The organism is Mesorhizobium sp. RCAM 06353 (assembly GCF_059683585.1).
Genome location: NZ_CM185031.1, coordinates 6,186,093 through 6,204,762, shown reverse-complemented (window position 1 = coordinate 6,204,762; position 18,670 = coordinate 6,186,093). Strand labels below are relative to the sequence as shown.

Sequence of the window (18,670 nt, the reverse complement as noted above, 5' to 3'; positions counted from 1 at the left end):
AGTCGGGAGTACCACGATGTCTTTGTCCAATTCCATCATCAGCCGGTTGCCGGTCGCGGGCTTGATCGTCGGGGCGCTCGCTCTGGCCGGCTGTAGCCAGGAGAAGGCCGAGGTCAAGGACATCATCCGCCCGGTCAAGGTCGTCGAGATCGCCCAGGCGCATGACACCCGCATGCTTTCCTATTCCGGTTCGGTGCGAGCCCGCACCGAAAGCGCCCTGGCTTTCCGGGTCAATGGCAAGATCACCGAGCGTCTGGTCGACATCGGCCAGCATGTGGCGCTGGGCGATGTGCTCGCCCGCATCGATCCCACCGACTATGACCTCTCGGTCAAGAGTGCCCAGGCTACGCTCGATGCCGCCGAACGGCAGGTCGAGACGACAGAGCTTGCCCGCAAGCGCGCCGAGCAGCTTTTCGCCAAGAATTTTTCACCAAAATCGCAGCTCGAACAGGCAACGCTGACCTATGACCAGGCGGTCGCCACGCGCGACTCCGCCCGCTCGTCGCTTGACCAGGCGAAGAACCAGGTTGGCTATACCGACCTCAAGGCTGACAAGGACGGCATCGTCACCGCTGTCAACGCCGATGTCGGCCAGGTGGTTGGCTCCGGCACGCCTGTGGTCACTGTCGCGGTCGATGGTGAAAAGGAAGTGCTGATCGCGGTCCCGGAAATGGAAATCGCCGAATTCAAGCCAGGCAAGTCAGTCAAGGCCGGCTTCTGGTCCGACAACACGCTGACGCTCGACGGCAAGGTCCGCGAAGTCGCCGGCAGCGCCGATACGCAGTCGCGCACCTTCGCCGTCCGCGTCAGCCTGCCCAACGATCCGCGCGTGCTGCTCGGCATGACCGCCAATATCGAGGCTTCGGCGGCCAATGAAAAGCAGCTCGTATCGATCCCGCTGAGCGCGTTGGCCGAGAAAGACAGCCAGTCGATCGTCTGGACCGTCGATCGTGGCGCCGACACCGTTCATGCCCGCCCGGTCAAGGTCGCCGAGTTCGCTGCCGATGGCGTGCGTGTCACTGAAGGATTGAAGCCCGGCGACATCGTGGTCGCCGCCGGCACACAGTTCATGACCGAGAATCTCAAGGTGAAGCTCGCCGGCGGCGTGGCGCAGCAATCCGCCTCCGCCGAGGGCGAAGACGCCAGCCAGCTGCGCTGACGACAGACAGGTTGGCCGCGCGTTCCCGCGGCCGCAGGTTTCCGGGCGGCGTGCGCCCGAAGGTCGAGACGTCAAGGCCGATGTCCCCCCGCATCGATCCTAGCGTCCCACCGCGATGAGTGTCTCTCCACTTGGAAAGCCTCGCCGCCCGGAAGCCTGATCGAAGGCAGATGATTTTGTTTCGCGCGCCGCGCTTCTTCGAAGCACCAGGCGCCGGCAACCAAGCAAAGTGGACCAGCACCGATGACGACCTCCACTGAAGAAAAGCGGCCTTTCAATCTGTCGCGTTGGGCGATCGGCCACCCCTCCATCGCGCGGTTCCTGTTCGGGCTGATCATCATCGCCGGTGCGCTCGGCCTGATGCGCATGGGCCAGAAGGAAGACCCCGACTTCACCTTCCGGGTCATGGTCGTGCAGGCGATCTGGCCGGGTTCCTCGATCAAGGAGATGGAAGACCAGGTCGTCAACAAGATCGAGCGCAAGCTGCAGGAAACGCCGCATCTCGACTTCGTGCGCTCCTTCACCCGCGCCGGCAGTGCCATCATCACCGTGCAGATCAAGGGCGACACCAACGCCGCCGAGGTGACGGACGCCTTCTATCAGGTGCGCAAGAAGGTCGGCGACATCTCAGGTGACCTGCCGCAAGGCCTGCTGGGCCCCTATTTCAACGACGAGTTCGGCGACACCTTCATCACGCTGCATTCGATCAGCGGTGACGGTTTCTCCTATCCCGAGCTGAAGAAATTCGCCATCCAGGCGCGCGACATGCTGTTGACGACGCCCGGCGTCGAGAAGGCCGTCATCATCGGCGATCAGCCGGAAAAGCTCTACATCGACGTTTCATCCAAGGCGCTGGCCGAGCGCGGCCTAACGCTGACCGACTTGCAGAACGCGATCAAGGGCCAGAACAATGTCGATCCGGCCGGGTCCGTCGACACCGGTATGAATTCGGTGCGCATCTCCGTCGAAGGCGACGTCACCAAGGCGGCCGATATCAGGGAATTGCGTCTGCGCGCCGGCGGCCAGGTCACCCGGCTTGGCGACATCGCCACCGTGACCTCGGGGCTCGAAGATCCCTTCCAGCGCAAATACCGTTTCAACGGTCATGACAGCGTGCAGCTCGGCGTCGTCATGGCCAAGGGCTTCAAGGTCACCGACGTCGGCAAGGATGTCGAGGCAACCTACAAGCGCTTCGAGGAGGCGCTGCCTTATGGCGTGTCGGTCGACCAGATTTCTGACCAGCCGGGCGTCGTGACGGATGCTGTCGCCGAATTCATGCACGCGCTCGGCGAAGCGCTGCTGATCGTGCTTGTCGTCTCTTTCCTGTCGATCGGCTGGCGTTCGGGCCTGGTCATCGCCATCGCCATTCCGCTGGTTTTGGCCGCCACCTTCGCCATCATGTACGAGCTCGGCATCGACCTGCAGCGCATTTCGCTGGGCGCCCTGATCATCGCGCTCGGCCTGCTTGTCGACGACGCCATGATCGTCGTCGAGATGATGGAGCGCAAGCTGGAGGAGGGGCTGGTCAAGATCGAGGCCGCGAGCTTCGCCTATTCCTCGACCGCCTTCCCGATGCTGACCGGCACGCTGATCACCACCGCCGGCTTCATCCCGGTCGGCTTCGCTGCCTCGACGGCCGGCGAATATGTGCGCACGCTGTTCTATGTCGTCGGCATCGCGCTGATCGTGTCATGGTTCGTCGCGGTCTATTTCACGCCATGGCTCGGCTACATGATCCTCAAGCAGCGCAAGCACGCCGGCAGCCATCATGACGCCTTCGACACGCGCTTTTACCGCCGACTTCGTTCGACCGTCGGCTGGGCGGTGCGCCATCGCATCATCGTTCTGGCGATGACGCTGGTGACCTTCGGTACCAGCCTGTGGGCGTTCCAGTTCATTCCGCAGAACTTCTTCCCGCAATCGTCGCGGCCGGAAATCCTGGTCGACCTCTGGCTGCCGGAAGGCACCAGCATCAAGGAGGTCGAGACGCAGGCCAAGGCGCTTGAAGCCAAGATGATGGACGACAAGGACAAGCGCTTCATCGCCACCTATATCGGCGAAGGCGCGCCGCGCTTCTTCCTGCCGCTCGACCAGCAACTCGCCAATCCGAACTTCGCCCAGATGCTGGTGATGGCCAATGACGAGCCGGCGCGCGAGCGGCTGATCGTCAAGTTGCGCACGGTTCTGGCCGAAGACTTCCCCTCGATCCGCGGCAAGGTCGACCGCCTGTTCCTCGGCCCGCCGACCGGCTGGCCGGTGCAGATGCGCGTCATGGGTCCGGATCGCCAGGAGGTGCGCCGCATCGCCGATCAGGTGAAGGCGAAGTTCCGTGAGGATCCGCTGCTGGGCGCGGTCCATGACGATTGGCTCGAACCCGTGCCGGCAATGAAGCTGGTCATCGACCAGGACCGTGCCCGCGCGCTCGGCGTCACCTCGCAGCGCATCCGCCAGATGCTGCAGGCATCGATGTCCGGTGCGCCGCTCGACGACTTCCGCGACGGCGAGGAGACGGTGTCGATCGTCGCTCGTGAGCCGGATGCCAGCCGCAGCCTGCTGTCCTCGGTCGACTCGGTCTATATCCCGACCGATTTCGGTGGCTTCGTGCCGCTGTCGCAGGTGGCCAAGGTGGTGCCGGTGCTCGATCAAGGCATCGAATGGCGCCGAGACCGCTTGCCGACCATCAGCGTGCGCGCCACGCTGCCTGACGGTGTGCAGTCCAACGACGTCGTCACCAAGATGTACAAGGACATGCAGGGCCTGCGCGACGGCCTGGCGCCCGGCTACAAGATCGAGATCCAGGGCGGTGCCGAGGATTCGGCCGAAAGCCAGGCGTCCATCGCCGCCAAGGCACCGATCATGCTGGCCATCATCGTCGTGCTCCTGATGATCCAGCTGCAGAACTTCGGCAAGGCGATGCTGGTGCTGGCCACCGGTCCGCTCGGCATCATCGGCGCTGCCGCGGCATTGCTGATCAGCGGCGCGCCGTTCGGCTTCGTCGCCATCCTCGGCGTCATCGCGCTGCTCGGCATCATCATGCGCAACTCGATCATCCTGGTCGACCAGATCGACCAGGACATCGCCAGAGGCATGGATCGCTCGGAGGCCATCATCGGCTCGGCTGTCCGCCGTTTCCGGCCGATCGTGCTGACGGCGATGACGGCTGTGCTGGCGCTGATCCCGATTTCGCGCGCTGTGTTCTGGGGGCCGCTCGCCTACGCCATGATGGGCGGCATCGTTGTTGCCACCGTGCTGACCATTCTCGTGCTGCCGGCAGGCTACGCCCTGTTCTTCGGCCGTGAGCCGAAGAAGGTGGTGAATAGTGAGCAGGCGCCCGAGCCGGAGCTGCACGCCGAGCGGCCGCAACTGGCCTTGGCCGCGGAATAGAGCGGTTCCATCGCATCATCCGCCGTCTGTGATGGGATGATGTCGCGTGACGGTTGGTCCGTCACGCCGATGAAAATGCTCCCCGGAGCGGATTCTGCAAAACAGAATTCCTTCCCAGGACCGCAAAGCGGTCCCATCCTGCGCTACATGGAGCGGCAACGCTCGTCCTCATCAGGGTGTCTTCCCATGGCAGAAAAACGGCAATTGCGGCTCGGCGCCTTCATGCGCCCTGTCAGCCTGCACACCGGCGCCTGGCGCTATCCTGGCGCCTATCCCGACGCCAACTTCAACTTCGCGCATCTGAAGCGCTTTGCGCAGACGCTGGAGGCGGCGAAGTTCGACGCCTTCTTTATGGCCGATCATCTGGCCGTGCTCAACATGCCGATCGAGGCGCTGCGGCGCAGCCACACGGTGACCTCGTTCGAGCCGTTCACGCTGCTGTCGGCGCTTGCCGCCGTTACCGACCATATCGGCTTGGTCGCCACCGCATCGACGACCTTCGACGCGCCCTATCACATAGCCCGCCGCTTCGCTTCGCTCGACCATATCAGCGGCGGCCGCGCCGGCTGGAACATCGTCACCACGTCCAATCCCGATGCGGCGCTCAATTTCGGGCTGGACGAGCATGTCGAGCATGACGAGCGCTATCACCGGGCGCGGGAGTTCTACGATGTCGTCACCGGCCTTTGGGACAGTTTTGCTGACGATGCCTTCATCCGCGACGCTGAAAGCGGGCTCTATTTCGACCCCGCCAAACTGCATGTGCTGGATCACAAGGGCGAGCACCTCTCCGTGCGCGGCCCGCTCAACATCGCGCGACCGGTGCAGGGCTGGCCGGTCATCGTCCAGGCCGGTGCCTCGGAAGCCGGGCGGCAGCTGGCCGCCGAGACGGCCGAGGTGATTTTCGCCGCCCACGGTGATCTCGCCGCCGGGCAGCGCTTCTTTGCCGACGTCAAGGGCCGAGCCCAGAAACTCGGCCGCTCGCGCGATGACATCAAGATCCTGCCCGGCGCTTTCGTCATCGTCGGCGACAGCGTCGAGGAAGCGCGGGCCAAGCGGGCGAAGCTCGACAGCCTGGTCTACTACGAGAGCGGCATTGCCTCGCTCTCGATCGCGCTTGGACATGACGCGTCGGCCTTTGATCCCGACGCCGCTTTGCCGGACATACCGGAAACCAACGCCTCGAAGAGCAGCCGCGAGCGCGTCATCGAGCTGGCGCGGAACGAAAACCTGACGGTGCGCCAGCTTGCCCAGCGGCTGGGCGGCTATTCCGGCCTGGCTTTCGTCGGCACGCCGCAAACCATTGCCGACGAGATGGAGGAATGGCTGGTCACCGAGGGATCCGACGGCTTCAACATCATGTTCCCCTATCTGCCCGCCGGGCTCGATGATTTCGTCGAGAAGGTGGTGCCTGAACTGCAGCGGCGAGGGCTCTTCAGGCGCGAGTATGAGGGAACGACCTTGCGCGAGAACCTCGGCCTGAAGCGGCCACCCAACCGGTTCTTCGACGATACGAAAGAGACGATCCGCAAGGCCGGCTGAGGCTCACCGTGAAAACAAATGGGCGCGCCGAGGCGCGCCCATTTGTTTTGCTCTTAGTCGTCAGATGACGAAGAACCAGTTGGCGAGCAACATCACCACAACACCGGCGATCAGCGTCAGGTAGGGCAGCATTCCCGCTTTCTTGACCGCGAGGTCGGCTCCCGTCATGCCGAGATCGGCCAGCATGTGGTCAGGGAATTTGCCCTTGTCCTGGATGTAGTGGCGGAAGCAGAACACCGGGATGATCAGCGCCGCGGTGATCAGCCCGGCCCACAGCGCCATTGGGTTCCACACCTTGGCACCGGCGCCCATGAAGATCGCATTGACATAGGCGAAGATCGCCCCGATTCCCAACAGCCAGCTCGGCGCCTTCCATGGCCGCGCGATATGGCCGTTGTCGATGCGGTGGATCCAGCCGGCATTGAGGTTGAGGAAGTTGAAGATGATGTAACCACAGTTCGACACGGCGAGGATGAAGAAGAAGCTCGTCGCGTCAGCCGAGGCGATGGCCAGCACGATAAGGTTGAAGATGAGATCGGTCCACATCGCCCGCGTCGGCGCGCCATGCTCATTGACGTGGCTGAGATAGCGCGGCAGCCAGCCATCCACGGAACCCTGATAGAGCGTGCGTGAGGAGCCGGCCATGGCGGTCATGATGCACAGCACCAGTGCCAGGATCATCAGCATGACCAGCAGGCTGTGGATCAGCGCGCCCCCACCGACCATGCCGGCCAGAGCGTCGGCAACGCCGGAGCCGTCGACGATCGGTGTCGCGAGCATGCCGTTCAGGCCGAGCACGCCCTGGAAGGTGAAGGGCACCAGGATGAACAGGAGCATGCAGAGCAGGCCGGAATAGAAGATGGCCTTGAAAGTGTCGGTGCCCGGGTTCTTGAACTCGGATGTGTAGCAGACGGCGGTTTCAAAGCCGTAGGTCGACCAGGCGGCGATGAACATGCCGCCAAGCACCAGCGTCCAGCCGGCGATGTTCCAGGCGCCCGGCTCGGGCGCATAGGCGGCGGCCAGCGGCACCAGCGGCGAGAAATTCGCCCAGTTGATCTGCCCGGTGACGATCGGCACGACGCCGACGATCAGCATCGGGATGATGACCAGCAGGCCGATATACTTTTGCACATTGGCGGTGCCGAGGATGCCGCGATGCTGGATCGAGAAGATGATCAGCATCAGCACCGCGCCGATGAAGAAGGTCGCATTGAACGTGAAGGAGACCGGGCCCAGCGTGTGGCTGTACAGCGTCCAGTTACGGATCGCCGGTGTCGCGGCCGCGGTCACCGCCGTGATCGCGTCGGCGGGTGCCGTTCCGGCATGCGCCGCGATATAGGCGACGACATCGGCCGAGGTCTCGGTGAACAGCGGCACCGGCGCCAGCGCGTTGAGGATATAGGCGGCGGCGATCGAGCAGCCGAGCGACAGCACCGGCGACCAGGCGAACCAGTTGCACCACACCGACAGCGGCGCGATGAACTTGGAATAGCGCAGCCAGGCGGTGGCGCCATAGATCGAGGCGCCGCCCGACTTGTTCGGGAACAGGCCAGCGATTTCGGCATAGGTGAAGGATTGCAGGAAGCCCATGATCATGGACACCGTCCAGATCAGGAAGGCCAGCGTTCCCGTCGTGCCGGCGATGCCGCCGATCGAAAACAGGACCAGCGCCGGAACGCCGCTCGCCACCCAGAAGGCGCCGCGCCAGTCGATATGCCTGAGCAGCTTGCTTTCGGCAGGCTGCTCGAGGGCCGTGCTTATAGTGCTCATGTCAGTGACTTCCCCTTTTCCAGTGTTCCCCGCCGGCGATGCCTCGGCTTTGCGAAGCTTGCTCCCCGGCACATGACCGAACGACTCCGGTGTTTCCACTCAGTCGTATTTTTTTCTTAAGAGTGAAGATTGATCCGGCGTGGTTTCACGTCAAGCGTTTTGTGAAGTCGTGCACATCACGGTTGCGCGCGCAGGCAACAATACGCCTCGCGGGGCTGCTAACGCCCGGTTTTGCCTATCCGGAAGGCAGCAGTCAGGAGCGCGGTCTGGTCTTCTGCGGATCGTAATGGGCGAAGGCAACGACTCGCGCCGGCAGCCGTTTGGCATGGCCGTCGAGCTTGCCGATCTCGACCTCCGTGCCCATGGCTGCATGGGTGACGTCGAGCCTCGCCAGCGCGATGTTCTTGTTCAGCACTGGCGAACGCATGCCCGAGGTGACGACGCCGATCTGGGCGCGGCCGACATGGACGCAATCGCCATGGCCGACGGCGACATTGCTGTCGATGTCGAGCCCGACCAGTTTGTTCTGCGGGTTCTCCTTGCGCCGGATCAGCGCCTCGCGGCCGATGAAATCGTCGGTCTTGCTCTTCAGCGGGACGGTGAAGCCGATGCCCGCCTCGAACGGATCGGTCTGGTCGGAGAATTCATAGCCCGCGAAGATCAGTCCGGCCTCGATACGCACCATGTCGAGCGCCTGCAGCCCCATCGGCTTCAGCCCATGCGGCTGCCCGGCTTCCCAGATGGCGTCGAACACTTTCTCGGCGTCGCGCGGATGACACCAGATCTCGTAGCCGAGCTCGCCGGTATAGCCGGTGCGCGAGACGACGACCGGAATGCCGTTGCCGCCACCGATGCGCGCGACGGCGAAGCGGAACCATTCGAGTTCATCGATCGACGGCTGCAGCGGGGAGGTCCAGATCACTTCTCGCAGGATGTCGCGGCTTTTCGGCCCCTGGACGGCGACATTGTGCATCTGGTCGGTCGATGACCGCACCAGCACATTGAGACCGAGCTTCTTGGCGGTCTCGCGCAGCCATTCACCGGACAGATCGTCGCCGCCGACCCAGCGGAAATTGTCCTTGCCGAGCCGCAGCAGCGTGCCGTCGTCGATCATGCCGCCATGCTCGTAGCACATGGCGGAATAGACAACCTGGCCCACGCCGAGCTTCTTGACGTCGCGGGTCAGCGTGTATTGCAGCAGCGCTTCGGAATCTGGCCCGGTCACTTCGAACTTGCGCAGCGGCGACAGGTCCATGATCACGGCGTCCTGGCGGCAGGCCCAGTATTCGGCGATGCCGCCTTCCCTAGCGAAGGAGTTGGCTAGCCAATAGCCCCTGTACTCCGAGAAGTTGCGGGTGTGCTTGGCAAAGCTCGAATGAAAAGCGGTCTCGCGGGTCATTTTCGGTTCCGAATCGGGCGTCATGCGTCTGGCGATCGCTCGCGAGAATTTGTGCTGGCCGGAATAGGTCCGCACATGGATGTCGGTGAGGTCCCAGCCATTGGCCGGTGTCGTGTCGTCAGGGCAGGCGGAGGAGACGCAGACGATGTCGGTGAGCGCCCGCAGCAGGACATAATCGCCGGCGCGTGACCATGGCTCGTCCGACACCATGATGCCATGCGCGTCGATCGCCGTGTTGAAGAAGAAGTTGATCGCCATCCAGCCGGCGCGAGGATTGACGCCCTTGCCGGCCAGAGCGCCGTTGAAATTCTCCGAGCAGTTGGTGTGGCCGGGATAGCCGATGTCGTCGTAATATTTGGCGGCGCAGGCGAGCGCAAAGGCGTCGTGCCGGCCGCATGTGTCCTGAACCACTTCGACCAGCGGCTCCATGTCCTGGTCGTAATATTTCGAATGCAGGCCGGGCATCGGATAGCTTGATCCCATCAGCGTGCGCGTTGTCGTCACGTCGAGCGGATGGTCGAGGCCCTTGTCCAGCTTGCGCGCGGAAAAGCACTGGAAGTCGGTGCACTGGCGTCCGTCGACGTCGATGATCTGCAGATAGTCGCCCGCTTTGACGAAATAGGATTCGGCCGTCGCCGAATGAACGCGCAGGTCGAGCACCGGATCGGCGAGCGGATCGGCAAGCTGCGATTTTGTTTTCAGGCGGATCGTATTGCGCCGCACGATGACGGTGAGCGGCGTTGCGGTGTCGTGACCGTCGACCAGCATTGGCCCGCCGGGCGCGGCGATGACCATCGAGCCGTCACGCGTGACCGTAAATGCTTGTTCGGTACCGGCAGGCGTGGTGGCGCCGAACACGCGCACAGCCTTGGCCTGGTCGAGCTGCACCTGCCGGCGCGCAATGCCGCGCCGCAACGCGCCGATACTGTCGTCGCCCTCAGTGAGCAGTGCCTTGATGCCGGCGGCGTTGCTGTTCGATCCTTCACCGAAGATGCCGGGATCCGTCGCGCCTGACTTGTCCCACGCAACCAGCTCGCAGGCCTGGCCGCCCTCGACATTGCGCACAGTGATCGTGTCGCCGGCCTCGACCTCGATCAGCACCGCGCCATTGCCCTGAATCGTATAACGCTCCATGCCCGGCGGCAGCGCGATCTGGCCGGGCCTCAGGATGAGGCTCGGCCGGGGCGGTCCGGCTGTGATTGTGGGGTGGGGCGACTGGCTCATCTCAGCCTTGCGGTTCGAGAAACAAGTTTGCCTGTGTGTGAAATTATTTTAGCAGCAAGAATAGCAGGGGCGTCGCGTTTGGCAAGGCGAAGGTGACGGGCCGGATGTGAACACGGATAGGAATCCGCTGCTCAGCCTGATCTTCCAAAAGTCTGCGCTGCCCCTCATCTGGCTGCCGCCATCTTCTCCCCGTAAACGGGGCGAAGGACGCTGTCGTCGCCGGCTTCGCCAATCGCCAACATTGCAGAAATGGCGCGACGACGCGGCCGGCTTCTTTCTCCCCGTTTACGGGGAGAAATGCCCGGCAGGGCAATGAGGGGCGGCGCCGAGATCTACAATTGGTGAGCTAGAATTCCTCGGAATGCCCGATATCGACGCCGTATTCTGCGGCCGAGTCCAGAATCATGTGCCACAGGCTTTCGGCGAAAGTCGCGAACACCAGAATGTTGAACACGGCAAATCCATCTCGATCACTGCTCCGCCAGAGCGTGACGCTGGTGTGATCCATCGAGGTCACGGCCGCCGCACCAACCGCGAACGCATCGGCGTGCAGATCGATCGACGACAGCTTGGCGAGCATCGCCCGCGCCTTGTTACCCGAGATGCTGATCAGCACCCGCGCATGCGATTGGTCCGACAGCGAGGCGGAAGACGCAAACGCCTGAGTGAGTGTCCCAATCGCATGCTTCCCGCCTTTCGACAGAACGAAGAACTGGTCCGGTCCCGACCAGATTAGCGTGGCATCCGCGGTCTGCGCCACCTTCCGCGTTTCCGGAGCCACAACACCGAAGTGAGCCTCTGCAGCCTTGGCCATCTCAGCCGCCTTGCCGCGCCGCGCCATCACCTGGACGAGGTCGAAATTGCGGATCTCGGTCAGCGAAACGCCGGCATCGCCATGCGCGCCATAAGGCCCGGCAACGAGCGCGCGGTCGAGCGGGCTGCGGACATCCCAGGAAAACTCAGCCACGCTGGCGCCCTCCATCGGGGTCGTAGAAGACGGGATTGCAGAGCTCGACATCATAGTCTTCGCTGCGTATCGGATCGTGCGCATGGACGATCTCGCCGATGCGCTCACGGCCGCGCTCGACAAGTGCGAGCCCGATCCACTGGTCCGATGTCGGCGAGAAGCAGACAGAGGTGATATAGCCCTGGTCGTTACCCGGTCCGGGCGTCTGCCCTTTCGGGATGATGTGCGCACCGGAGCGCAGCCGGCGCGCTCTGTCCTTTGGTTTGATACCAACCACGACCTGCCGGTCCGGCGCGACCAGCGCCTCGCGCCCGGCCATGACGCGGCCGATATAGTCTTTCTTGGTCGACATCATCTTGCCAAGGCCAAGGTCGGCGGCCGTCGTCGTGCCGCTCAGTTCCGGTCCGGCGATGTGGCCCTTTTCAATGCGCATGACGCCGAGTGCTTCGGTGCCGTAAGGCGTCACGCCGAATTGTTTGCCGGCCAGCATCAGGTTGCGCGCCATCGCCTCGCCGTAACGGGCCGGCACCGAAATCTCGAACGCCATCTCGCCGGAGAAGGAGATGCGGAACAGCCGCGCCTTGATGCCGCCGCGCAAAGCGACTTCGCGCGCGCCCATGAACGGGAAACCCTCGTTGGAAAGGTCTTCCGCAGGATCGACGATCTCCTTGAGCAGGTCGCGGGTCTTCGGTCCCGCGATCGAGAATTGCGCCCACTGGTCGGAGACCGACGTCAACTGCACATCGAATTCGGGGAACAGCACCTGCCGGCAGAATTCGAGATGCTGCATCACCAGCCCGGCCTTGGCCGTGGTGGTGGTGAGGAAATAGTGATCCTCGGCCAGCCGCGATGTCGTGCCGTCATCATAGACGATGCCATCCTCGCGCAGCATCAGCCCGTAACGGGCTTTTCCCACGGCGAGATTGGAGAAGGTGTTGATGTAGACGCGGTCGAGGAAGGCGCCGGCATCCGGGCCGTGCACGTCGATCTTGCCAAGCGTCGAGACATCGCAGAAGCCGACGCCTGAGCGCACCGCCTTGACTTCACGCGTCACCGATTCCAGCCAGTCCTTTTCACCAGCGCGCGGATACCATTGCGCCCGCTTCCACAGGCCGGTGTCGACGAAGATCGCGCCCTGTTCGGCGGCCCAGTGATGCGACGGGGTCAACCGCGTCGCATGGAAAGTCTCGTCGCGATGGTGGCCGGCGAAGGCACCGATGGCGACCGGCACGTAAGGCGGCCGGTAGATTGTCGTGCCGGTCTCGGGAATGGACCGGCCGCTGACAGCCGCCATGATCGCGAGGCCGGCGACATTCGAGGTCTTGCCCTGATCGGTCGCCATGCCGAGCGTGGTGTAGCGCTTCAGATGCTCGACCGATTCAAAACCTTCGCGCTGCGCCAGTTCGATGTCGGAGGCGGTGACATCGTGCTGGTAGTCGACAAAGGCCTTGCCCTTGCCGGCAACGTGCCAGAGCGGCGCCAACGAAAAGGCCTCGTCATCGGCGACTGGTGCTGAGCCGGTCTTGCCAGCGCGCCCAACATCACGCGCCGCCGCTGCACCGGCAGCGAACCCTTCGGCCAGGCAGGCGCCGAGGCCGAAGGCACCGTTGGCGGCACCGGCGGCGACCATGCCGGGAGGCGCGCCGTCTGGCACGAAGGCGGCAATGTCGTCGCGCCATTTTGGCCGGCCGCGATGATAGGAGGTCAGCCCGACCGCCGGGTTCCAGCCACCGGAAACCGCAAGCCCGTCGGCCTCGACTTCGGCGCGTGCTCCGCCGGTCAGCGACACCGCGATCTTGCGCACTCCATCCTTGCCGCCTTCGACGCCGCTGACCGAGCCATGCAGCACTGTGAAGCCGCCCTTGGAGGCGAGCGAGCGGTGAGCAGGCGATACATCAGACCGCGCGTCGATCACCGCCGCTATCTGCAAGCCCGCGGCGAGTGCTGTCTCGACCGTGCGCCAGCCATCCTCATTGTTGGTGAACAGCGCGACCCGCTTTGCAGGAGCGGCGGCATAGCGCGCGACATAGGTCCGCATCGCCGACGCCATCATCACGCCTGGCGTGTCATTGCCGGCAAAGACGATGGGACGTTCGATGGCGCCGGCGGCAACGACGCAGCGCTTGGCCACGATCCGCCACAGCCGCTGCCGCACCTGATGTTCGGGCGGCGAGGGCAAGTGGTCGCTGACCCGCTCCAGCGCGCCATAGGTGCCGCCATCATAGACGCCGAACAGCGTCGTGCGGGTCATGATGCGGACATCAGGCATCGCCGCGAGTTCTGCCAATGTCAGCGACAGCCATTCGGCAGCCGGCAGGCCATCGACCATGCCGCCATCCGACAGCAGGCGGCCGCCGGGGACAAAATCCTCTTCGCAGAGAATGACCCGGGCGCCGCTGCGGCCGGCAGCGAGTGCCGCTGCCAGACCGGCCGGACCGGAACCGGCGATCAACACATCGCAATGCGCCCAGGCCTTGTCGTAGTGGTCGGGATCGGCAACGCCTGCGGCGCGGCCAAGACCGGCGGCGCGGCGGATCGCCGGTTCGTAGATCGCTTCCCAGAATTTTGCCGGCCACATGAAGGTCTTGTAGTAGAAGCCGGCAACGAAGATCGGCGCGAACAGCTGGTTGACCGACATCACATCGTGGCGCAGCGACGGCCAGCGGTTCTGGCTGGCGGCTTCCAGCCCTTCGTAGAGCTCCGCCGTCGTTGCCTTGGTGTTCGGCTCACGCCGGGCGCCGGTGCGCAGTTCGACCAGCGCGTTGGGCTCTTCCGAGCCTGCTGTCAGGATGCCGCGCGGGCGATGGTATTTAAACGAGCGGCCGACCAGCTTGACGCCATTGGCAACGAGCGCCGACGCCAGCGTGTCGCCCTGGAAGCCGGAAAAGCTCTTGCCGTCGAAGCGGAAATTCAGCGACGCCGAGCGGTCGATGAGACCGCCTTTGTCCAGCCGGTTTGTCTGTGCGCCGGCCATCACGCGCCAACCTTCGCGGCACCGGCGCCCGCTGCCGGTTCGACAGCGGAAATCTCATGTGTCAACGTGTTGCGGGTGACCTTCAGCCAGGCCCGGCAACCGCCGCCGTGGTACCAGTTCTCGCTCATCACGCCGGCGATGTTGTCGCGCAGATAGACATAGTCGTAGACGGCGTCGTCGCCGGCATCCGCCGCCGGCCGCACCGGTTTGGCGTCACCGAGATAGGTGAACTCGCCGAGTTCGCGTTCGCCGCAGAAGGGACAGGTGATGCGCATACTCGGGCCTTCAGTGCAGGTTCGGTTGGGCGCCCTGGCCCTTTTCGTCGATCATGGCGCCAGTCCGGAACCGGTCGAGGCGGAACCGTGCTGCCTCCTCGTGCGGCGTGTCGCGGGCCAGAAGATGGGCAAAGACAAAGCCGGAACCCGGCGTTGCCTTGAAGCCGCCATAGCACCAGCCGGCGTTGAGATAGAGCCCGTCCACCGGCGTCATGTCGATGATCGGCGAGCCGTCCATCGACATGTCCATGATGCCGCCCCACTGGCGCAAAAGCCGCACGCGGCCGATCATCGGCATCAGCGCCATGCCGCCCTCGCAGACATCCTCCATCACGGGCATGTTGCCGCGCTGGGCGTAGGAATTGTAGCCGTCAATGTCGCCGCCGAAGACAAGGCCGCCCTTGTCGGACTGGCTGACATAGAAATGCCCGGCGCCGAAGGTCATGACCCCGGGGATCAGCGGCTTGATCGCTTCGGACACAAAGGCCTGCAAAACATGGCTTTCGATCGGCAGGCGCAAGCCCGCCATTGCCGCGACGCGCGAGGAAGAACCGGCAACCGCCATGCCGACTTTGCCGGCGCCGATCTTGCCACGCGAGGTTTCGACACCGGTCACCTTGCCATTGCTGTCCCTGACAAAGCCGGTCACCTCGCAATTCTGGATGATGTCGACGCCGAGCCCGCTCGCCGCATGGGCATAGCCCCAGACCACGGCGTCGTGCCGCGCCGTGCCGCCGCGCCTTTGCAGCAATCCGCCTTGCACGGGGAAACGCGCATTGTTGTAGTTCAGGAATGGGATCATCTTCTTGACCGCGGCGAGGTCCAACAGTTCGGCGTCGATGCCGTTGATGCGCATGGTGTTGCCGCGCCGCGCATAGGCGTCGCGCTGGGCGTCGGAGTGATACAGATTGATGACGCCGCGCTGGCTGACCATCGAATTGTAATTGAGGTCCTGCTCCATCCGCTCCCACAGCTTCATCGACAATTCGTAGAAGCCGGTGTTGCCGGGCAGGCCGTAATTGGAGCGGATGATAGTGGTGTTGCGGCCGGCATTGCCGGAGCCTATCCAGCCTTTTTCCAGCACGGCGACATTCTTGATGCCGTATTCGCTGGCGAGGAACCAGGCGGTGGCCAGGCCATGGCCGCCACCGCCGATGATCACCACGTCGTAGCGATCCTTCGGCGTGGCGTCGCGCCAGGTGCGCTGCCAGTTCTTGTGGCCGGACAAGGCGGCACGGGCGAGCGAGAAGATCGAGTATTTCATACGTTCATTCCGAGGTCGCTCGCCTCACGTCGGACATCAGATGTCCAGCGTGTGGTCGCGCTCCCATTGCGTGAAGTGCGAAGCATAGGAATTCCATTCCTGGTGCTTCAGCTTTAGGTAGGCCGACGAGAATTCCTCCCCCAGCGCCGCCTTGAGCGATTTGTCCTTGTCGAACTCGCGCAAGGCGTCGAGCAGGTTGAGCGGCAGTTTTGGCGCGCCCTTCACCGTGTGGCCGTGCTGGTACATGTCGATGTCGTAGCGCTTGCCGGGATCGGCCTTGGAGCGGATGCCGTCGAGGCCGGCGGCGATGATCACCGCCTGCAAGAGGTAGGGGTTGGCCGCGCCGTCGGGCAGACGCAGCTCGAAGCGGCCGGGGCCGGGCACGCGCACCATGTGGGTGCGGTTGTTGCCGGTCCAGGTCACCGTGTTGGGCGCCCAGGTCGCGCCCGAGATCGTGCGCGGCGCATTGATGCGCTTGTAGGAGTTGACCGTCGGGTTGGTGATGGCGGCCAGCGCGGAGGCATGCTTCATGATGCCGCCGAGGAAATTCTTGCCCTTGGCCGAGAGGCCGAGTTCCATCGAATTGTCGGCAAAGACGTTGGTCTTGCCAGCCTTGTCCCACACCGAGATATGGGCATGGCAGCCATTGCCGGTCAGGCCCTGGAAGGGCTTTGGCATGAAGGTGGCGCGCAGGCCGTGCTTTTCGGCGACCGACCTGACCATGAATTTGAAGAAGGAGTGTTTGTCGGCGGTCGCCAGCGCGTCGTCGAAGGCCCAGTTCATCTCGAACTGGCCGTTGGCGTCCTCGTGGTCGTTCTGGTAGGGGCTCCATCCCAGCGCCAGCATGTGGTCGCAGATCTCGGCGATCACGTCATAGCGGCGCATCACCGCCTGCTGGTCGTAGCAGGGCTTTGATGCCGTGTCGTACTGGTCTGATATGACGCTGCCGTCCGGCGAGATCAGGAAGAACTCGGCCTCGACGCCGGTCTTGACATGCATGCCGTCGCTGGCGGCCTCCGCGATCAGCCGCCTCAGCGTGTTGCGCGGCGTCTGGTCGACCTCCTTGTCGTCCATGATGCAGTTGGCGGCGACCCAGGCCACTTCCTTTTTCCATGGCAGCTGGATGACAGAGTCCGGATCCGGCACCGCCAGCATGTCGGGATGCGCCGGCGTCAGGTCGAGCCAGGTGGCGAACCCGGCAAAGCCGGCGCCGTCCTTCTGCATATCTGATATCGCCTGCGCCGGCACCAGCTTGGCACGCTGGCCACCGAACAGATCGGTGTAGGAAATCATGAAATATTTGACGCCGTTCTCTTTGGCGAATGCGGCGAGATCGTTCCCCATTATAATTCCTCGCTTATGTGTCTTGGGTAGGTGTTTTTAGAAGCCGTTCTTCCCCGGTATCCAGTTGGTGCCGGCCAGCGGCACGCCGGCCATGGCGGCGGCTTCGATGGTGAGCGCGACGAGATCCTCGGGCTCGAGATTGTGCAGGCTGTTCTTGCCGCAGGCGCGGGCAATGGTTTGAGCCTCCAGCGTCATCACCTTGAGGTAGTTGGCCAGACGGCGCCCGGCAGCCACCGGGTCCACCCGCTTCATCAGTTCGGGATCCTGCGTGGTGATGCCGGCAGGGTCGCGGCCCTCATGCCAGTCGTCATAGGCGCCGGCTGTCGTGCCGAGCTCGTTGTACTCCGCCTCCCAGCGGGGATCGTTGTCGCCGAGCGCGACCAGTGCGGCGGTGCCGATGGAGACCGCATCGACGCCGAGCGCCAGCGCCTTGGCGACGTCGGCGCCGTTGCGGATGCCGCCGGAGACGATCAACTGCACCTTGCGGTGCATGCCGAGATCCTGCAGCGCCTGCACGGCCGGCCTGATGCAGGCGAGCGTCGGCTGGCCGACATTCTCGATGAACACTTCCTGCGTCGCGGCCGTGCCGCCTTGCATGCCGTCGACGACGACGACATCGGCGCCGGCCTTCACCGCAAGGGCGGTATCGTAATAGGGGCGGGCGCCGCCGACCTTGACGTAGATCGGCTTTTCCCAGTCGGTGATTTCGCGCAGTTCGAGGATCTTGATCTCGAGATCGTCCGGGCCGGTCCAGTCGGGATGGCGCGAGGCGGAGCGCTGGTCGATGCCTTTCGGCAGCGTGCGCATCTCGGCGACACGGTCGGAGATCTTCTGGCCCAGCAGCATGCCGCCGCCGCCGGGCTTGGCGCCTTGGCCGACCACCACTTCGATGGCATCGGCGCGGCGCAGGTCACGCAAATTCATGCCATAGCGCGAAGGCAAATATTGATAGACCAGTTGCTTGGAATGGCCGCGCTCTTCCTCGGTCATGCCGCCATCGCCCGTGGTGGTCGAGGTGCCCGACAGCGTTGCACCGCGCCCGAGCGCTTCCTTGGCCGGGCCGGACAGCGAGCCAAAGCTCATGCCGGCAATGGTGATCGGGATCTTCAGCTCGATCGGCTTCTTGGCATGGCGGGAGCCCAGCACGACTGATGTGTCGCAGCGCTCGCGATAGCCCTCGAGCGGATAGCGTGAGATCGAGGCACCGAGGAACAGCAGGTCGTCGAAATGCGGCAGCTTGCGCTTGGCGCCGGCGCCCCTGATGTCATAGATGCCGGTCGCCGCGGCGCGGCGGATTTCAGAAAGCGTGTAGTCGTCGAAGGTCGCGGATTTGCGCGGCGTCGTCGGCGGGTTGCGATAGGTCATGCT

Annotated in this window: 11 protein-coding genes; 3 read left to right on the top strand and 8 right to left on the bottom strand. The window is 64.0% G+C overall.

Features of this window, described 5'->3' with window-relative positions; translation table 11 throughout:
* The first annotated feature begins 16 nt into the window (after positions 1–16).
* From AC56QX_RS30155 to AC56QX_RS30145, 3 genes are all read left to right on the top strand, one after another.
* A complete protein-coding gene (locus tag AC56QX_RS30155; protein WP_497112178.1) occupies positions 17–1,159 on the top strand; it encodes an efflux RND transporter periplasmic adaptor subunit in 1,143 nt (380 codons plus the stop codon).
* A 243-nt stretch (positions 1,160–1,402) separates the two neighbouring features.
* Positions 1,403–4,543, top strand: coding sequence for an efflux RND transporter permease subunit (locus AC56QX_RS30150; protein ID WP_497112177.1), 3,141 nt, complete (start codon positions 1,403–1,405; stop codon positions 4,541–4,543).
* 186 nt (positions 4,544–4,729) lie between these two features.
* The gene (locus AC56QX_RS30145) at positions 4,730–6,085 is read left to right on the top strand and encodes an LLM class flavin-dependent oxidoreductase (protein WP_497112176.1); all 1,356 of its coding nucleotides are present in this window, start codon (positions 4,730–4,732) and stop codon (positions 6,083–6,085) included.
* A 60-nt stretch (positions 6,086–6,145) separates the two neighbouring features.
* Here the strand turns inward: AC56QX_RS30145 and AC56QX_RS30140 are convergent, their stop codons facing one another.
* From AC56QX_RS30140 to AC56QX_RS30105, 8 genes are all read right to left on the bottom strand, one after another.
* The gene (locus AC56QX_RS30140) at positions 6,146–7,855 is read right to left on the bottom strand and encodes a trimethylamine N-oxide permease (RefSeq protein ID WP_497112175.1); all 1,710 of its coding nucleotides are present in this window, start codon (positions 7,853–7,855) and stop codon (positions 6,146–6,148) included.
* Between the two features lie 253 nt (positions 7,856–8,108).
* The gene (locus AC56QX_RS30135; RefSeq protein WP_497112174.1) at positions 8,109–10,478 is read right to left on the bottom strand and encodes a trimethylamine N-oxide demethylase; all 2,370 of its coding nucleotides are present in this window, start codon (positions 10,476–10,478) and stop codon (positions 8,109–8,111) included.
* A 346-nt stretch (positions 10,479–10,824) separates the two neighbouring features.
* Positions 10,825–11,445: a sarcosine oxidase subunit gamma gene (locus AC56QX_RS30130; protein WP_497112173.1), complete on the bottom strand. Its 621-nt coding sequence runs from the start codon at positions 11,443–11,445 to the stop codon at positions 10,825–10,827.
* Positions 11,438–14,419: a sarcosine oxidase subunit alpha gene (locus tag AC56QX_RS30125; protein ID WP_497112172.1), complete on the bottom strand. Its 2,982-nt coding sequence runs from the start codon at positions 14,417–14,419 to the stop codon at positions 11,438–11,440. Before AC56QX_RS30125 ends, AC56QX_RS30130 begins: the two co-directional genes overlap by 8 nt.
* The gene (locus AC56QX_RS30120) at positions 14,419–14,694 is read right to left on the bottom strand and encodes a sarcosine oxidase subunit delta family protein (protein WP_497112171.1); all 276 of its coding nucleotides are present in this window, start codon (positions 14,692–14,694) and stop codon (positions 14,419–14,421) included. Before AC56QX_RS30120 ends, AC56QX_RS30125 begins: the two co-directional genes overlap by 1 nt.
* Positions 14,695–14,704: 10 nt before the next feature.
* Entirely contained in the window at positions 14,705–15,958 is a 1,254-nt protein-coding gene (locus AC56QX_RS30115) for a sarcosine oxidase subunit beta family protein (protein ID WP_497112170.1), read from the bottom strand.
* Between the two features lie 36 nt (positions 15,959–15,994).
* Positions 15,995–17,302, bottom strand: coding sequence for a type III glutamate--ammonia ligase (glnT, locus tag AC56QX_RS30110; protein ID WP_497112169.1), 1,308 nt, complete (start codon positions 17,300–17,302; stop codon positions 15,995–15,997).
* A 36-nt stretch (positions 17,303–17,338) separates the two neighbouring features.
* The gene (locus tag AC56QX_RS30105) at positions 17,339–18,667 is read right to left on the bottom strand and encodes an FMN-binding glutamate synthase family protein (RefSeq protein ID WP_010914750.1); all 1,329 of its coding nucleotides are present in this window, start codon (positions 18,665–18,667) and stop codon (positions 17,339–17,341) included.
* Between the last annotated feature and the right edge of the window lie 3 nt (positions 18,668–18,670).

Coding starts and splice junctions, on each gene's coding strand:
- glnT (WP_497112169.1), bottom strand. CDS start 17,302: ATGGGGAACGATCTCGCCGCATTCGCCAAAGAGAACGGCGTCAAATAT.
- AC56QX_RS30115 (WP_497112170.1), bottom strand. CDS start 15,958: ATGAAATACTCGATCTTCTCGCTCGCCCGTGCCGCCTTGTCCGGCCAC.
- AC56QX_RS30140 (WP_497112175.1), bottom strand. CDS start 7,855: ATGAGCACTATAAGCACGGCCCTCGAGCAGCCTGCCGAAAGCAAGCTG.
- AC56QX_RS30135 (WP_497112174.1), bottom strand. CDS start 10,478: ATGAGCCAGTCGCCCCACCCCACAATCACAGCCGGACCGCCCCGGCCG.
- AC56QX_RS30105 (WP_010914750.1), bottom strand. CDS start 18,667: ATGACCTATCGCAACCCGCCGACGACGCCGCGCAAATCCGCGACCTTC.
- AC56QX_RS30150 (WP_497112177.1), top strand. CDS start 1,403: ATGACGACCTCCACTGAAGAAAAGCGGCCTTTCAATCTGTCGCGTTGG.
- AC56QX_RS30125 (WP_497112172.1), bottom strand. CDS start 14,419: ATGGCCGGCGCACAGACAAACCGGCTGGACAAAGGCGGTCTCATCGAC.
- AC56QX_RS30155 (WP_497112178.1), top strand. CDS start 17: ATGTCTTTGTCCAATTCCATCATCAGCCGGTTGCCGGTCGCGGGCTTG.
- AC56QX_RS30120 (WP_497112171.1), bottom strand. CDS start 14,694: ATGCGCATCACCTGTCCCTTCTGCGGCGAACGCGAACTCGGCGAGTTC.
- AC56QX_RS30145 (WP_497112176.1), top strand. CDS start 4,730: ATGGCAGAAAAACGGCAATTGCGGCTCGGCGCCTTCATGCGCCCTGTC.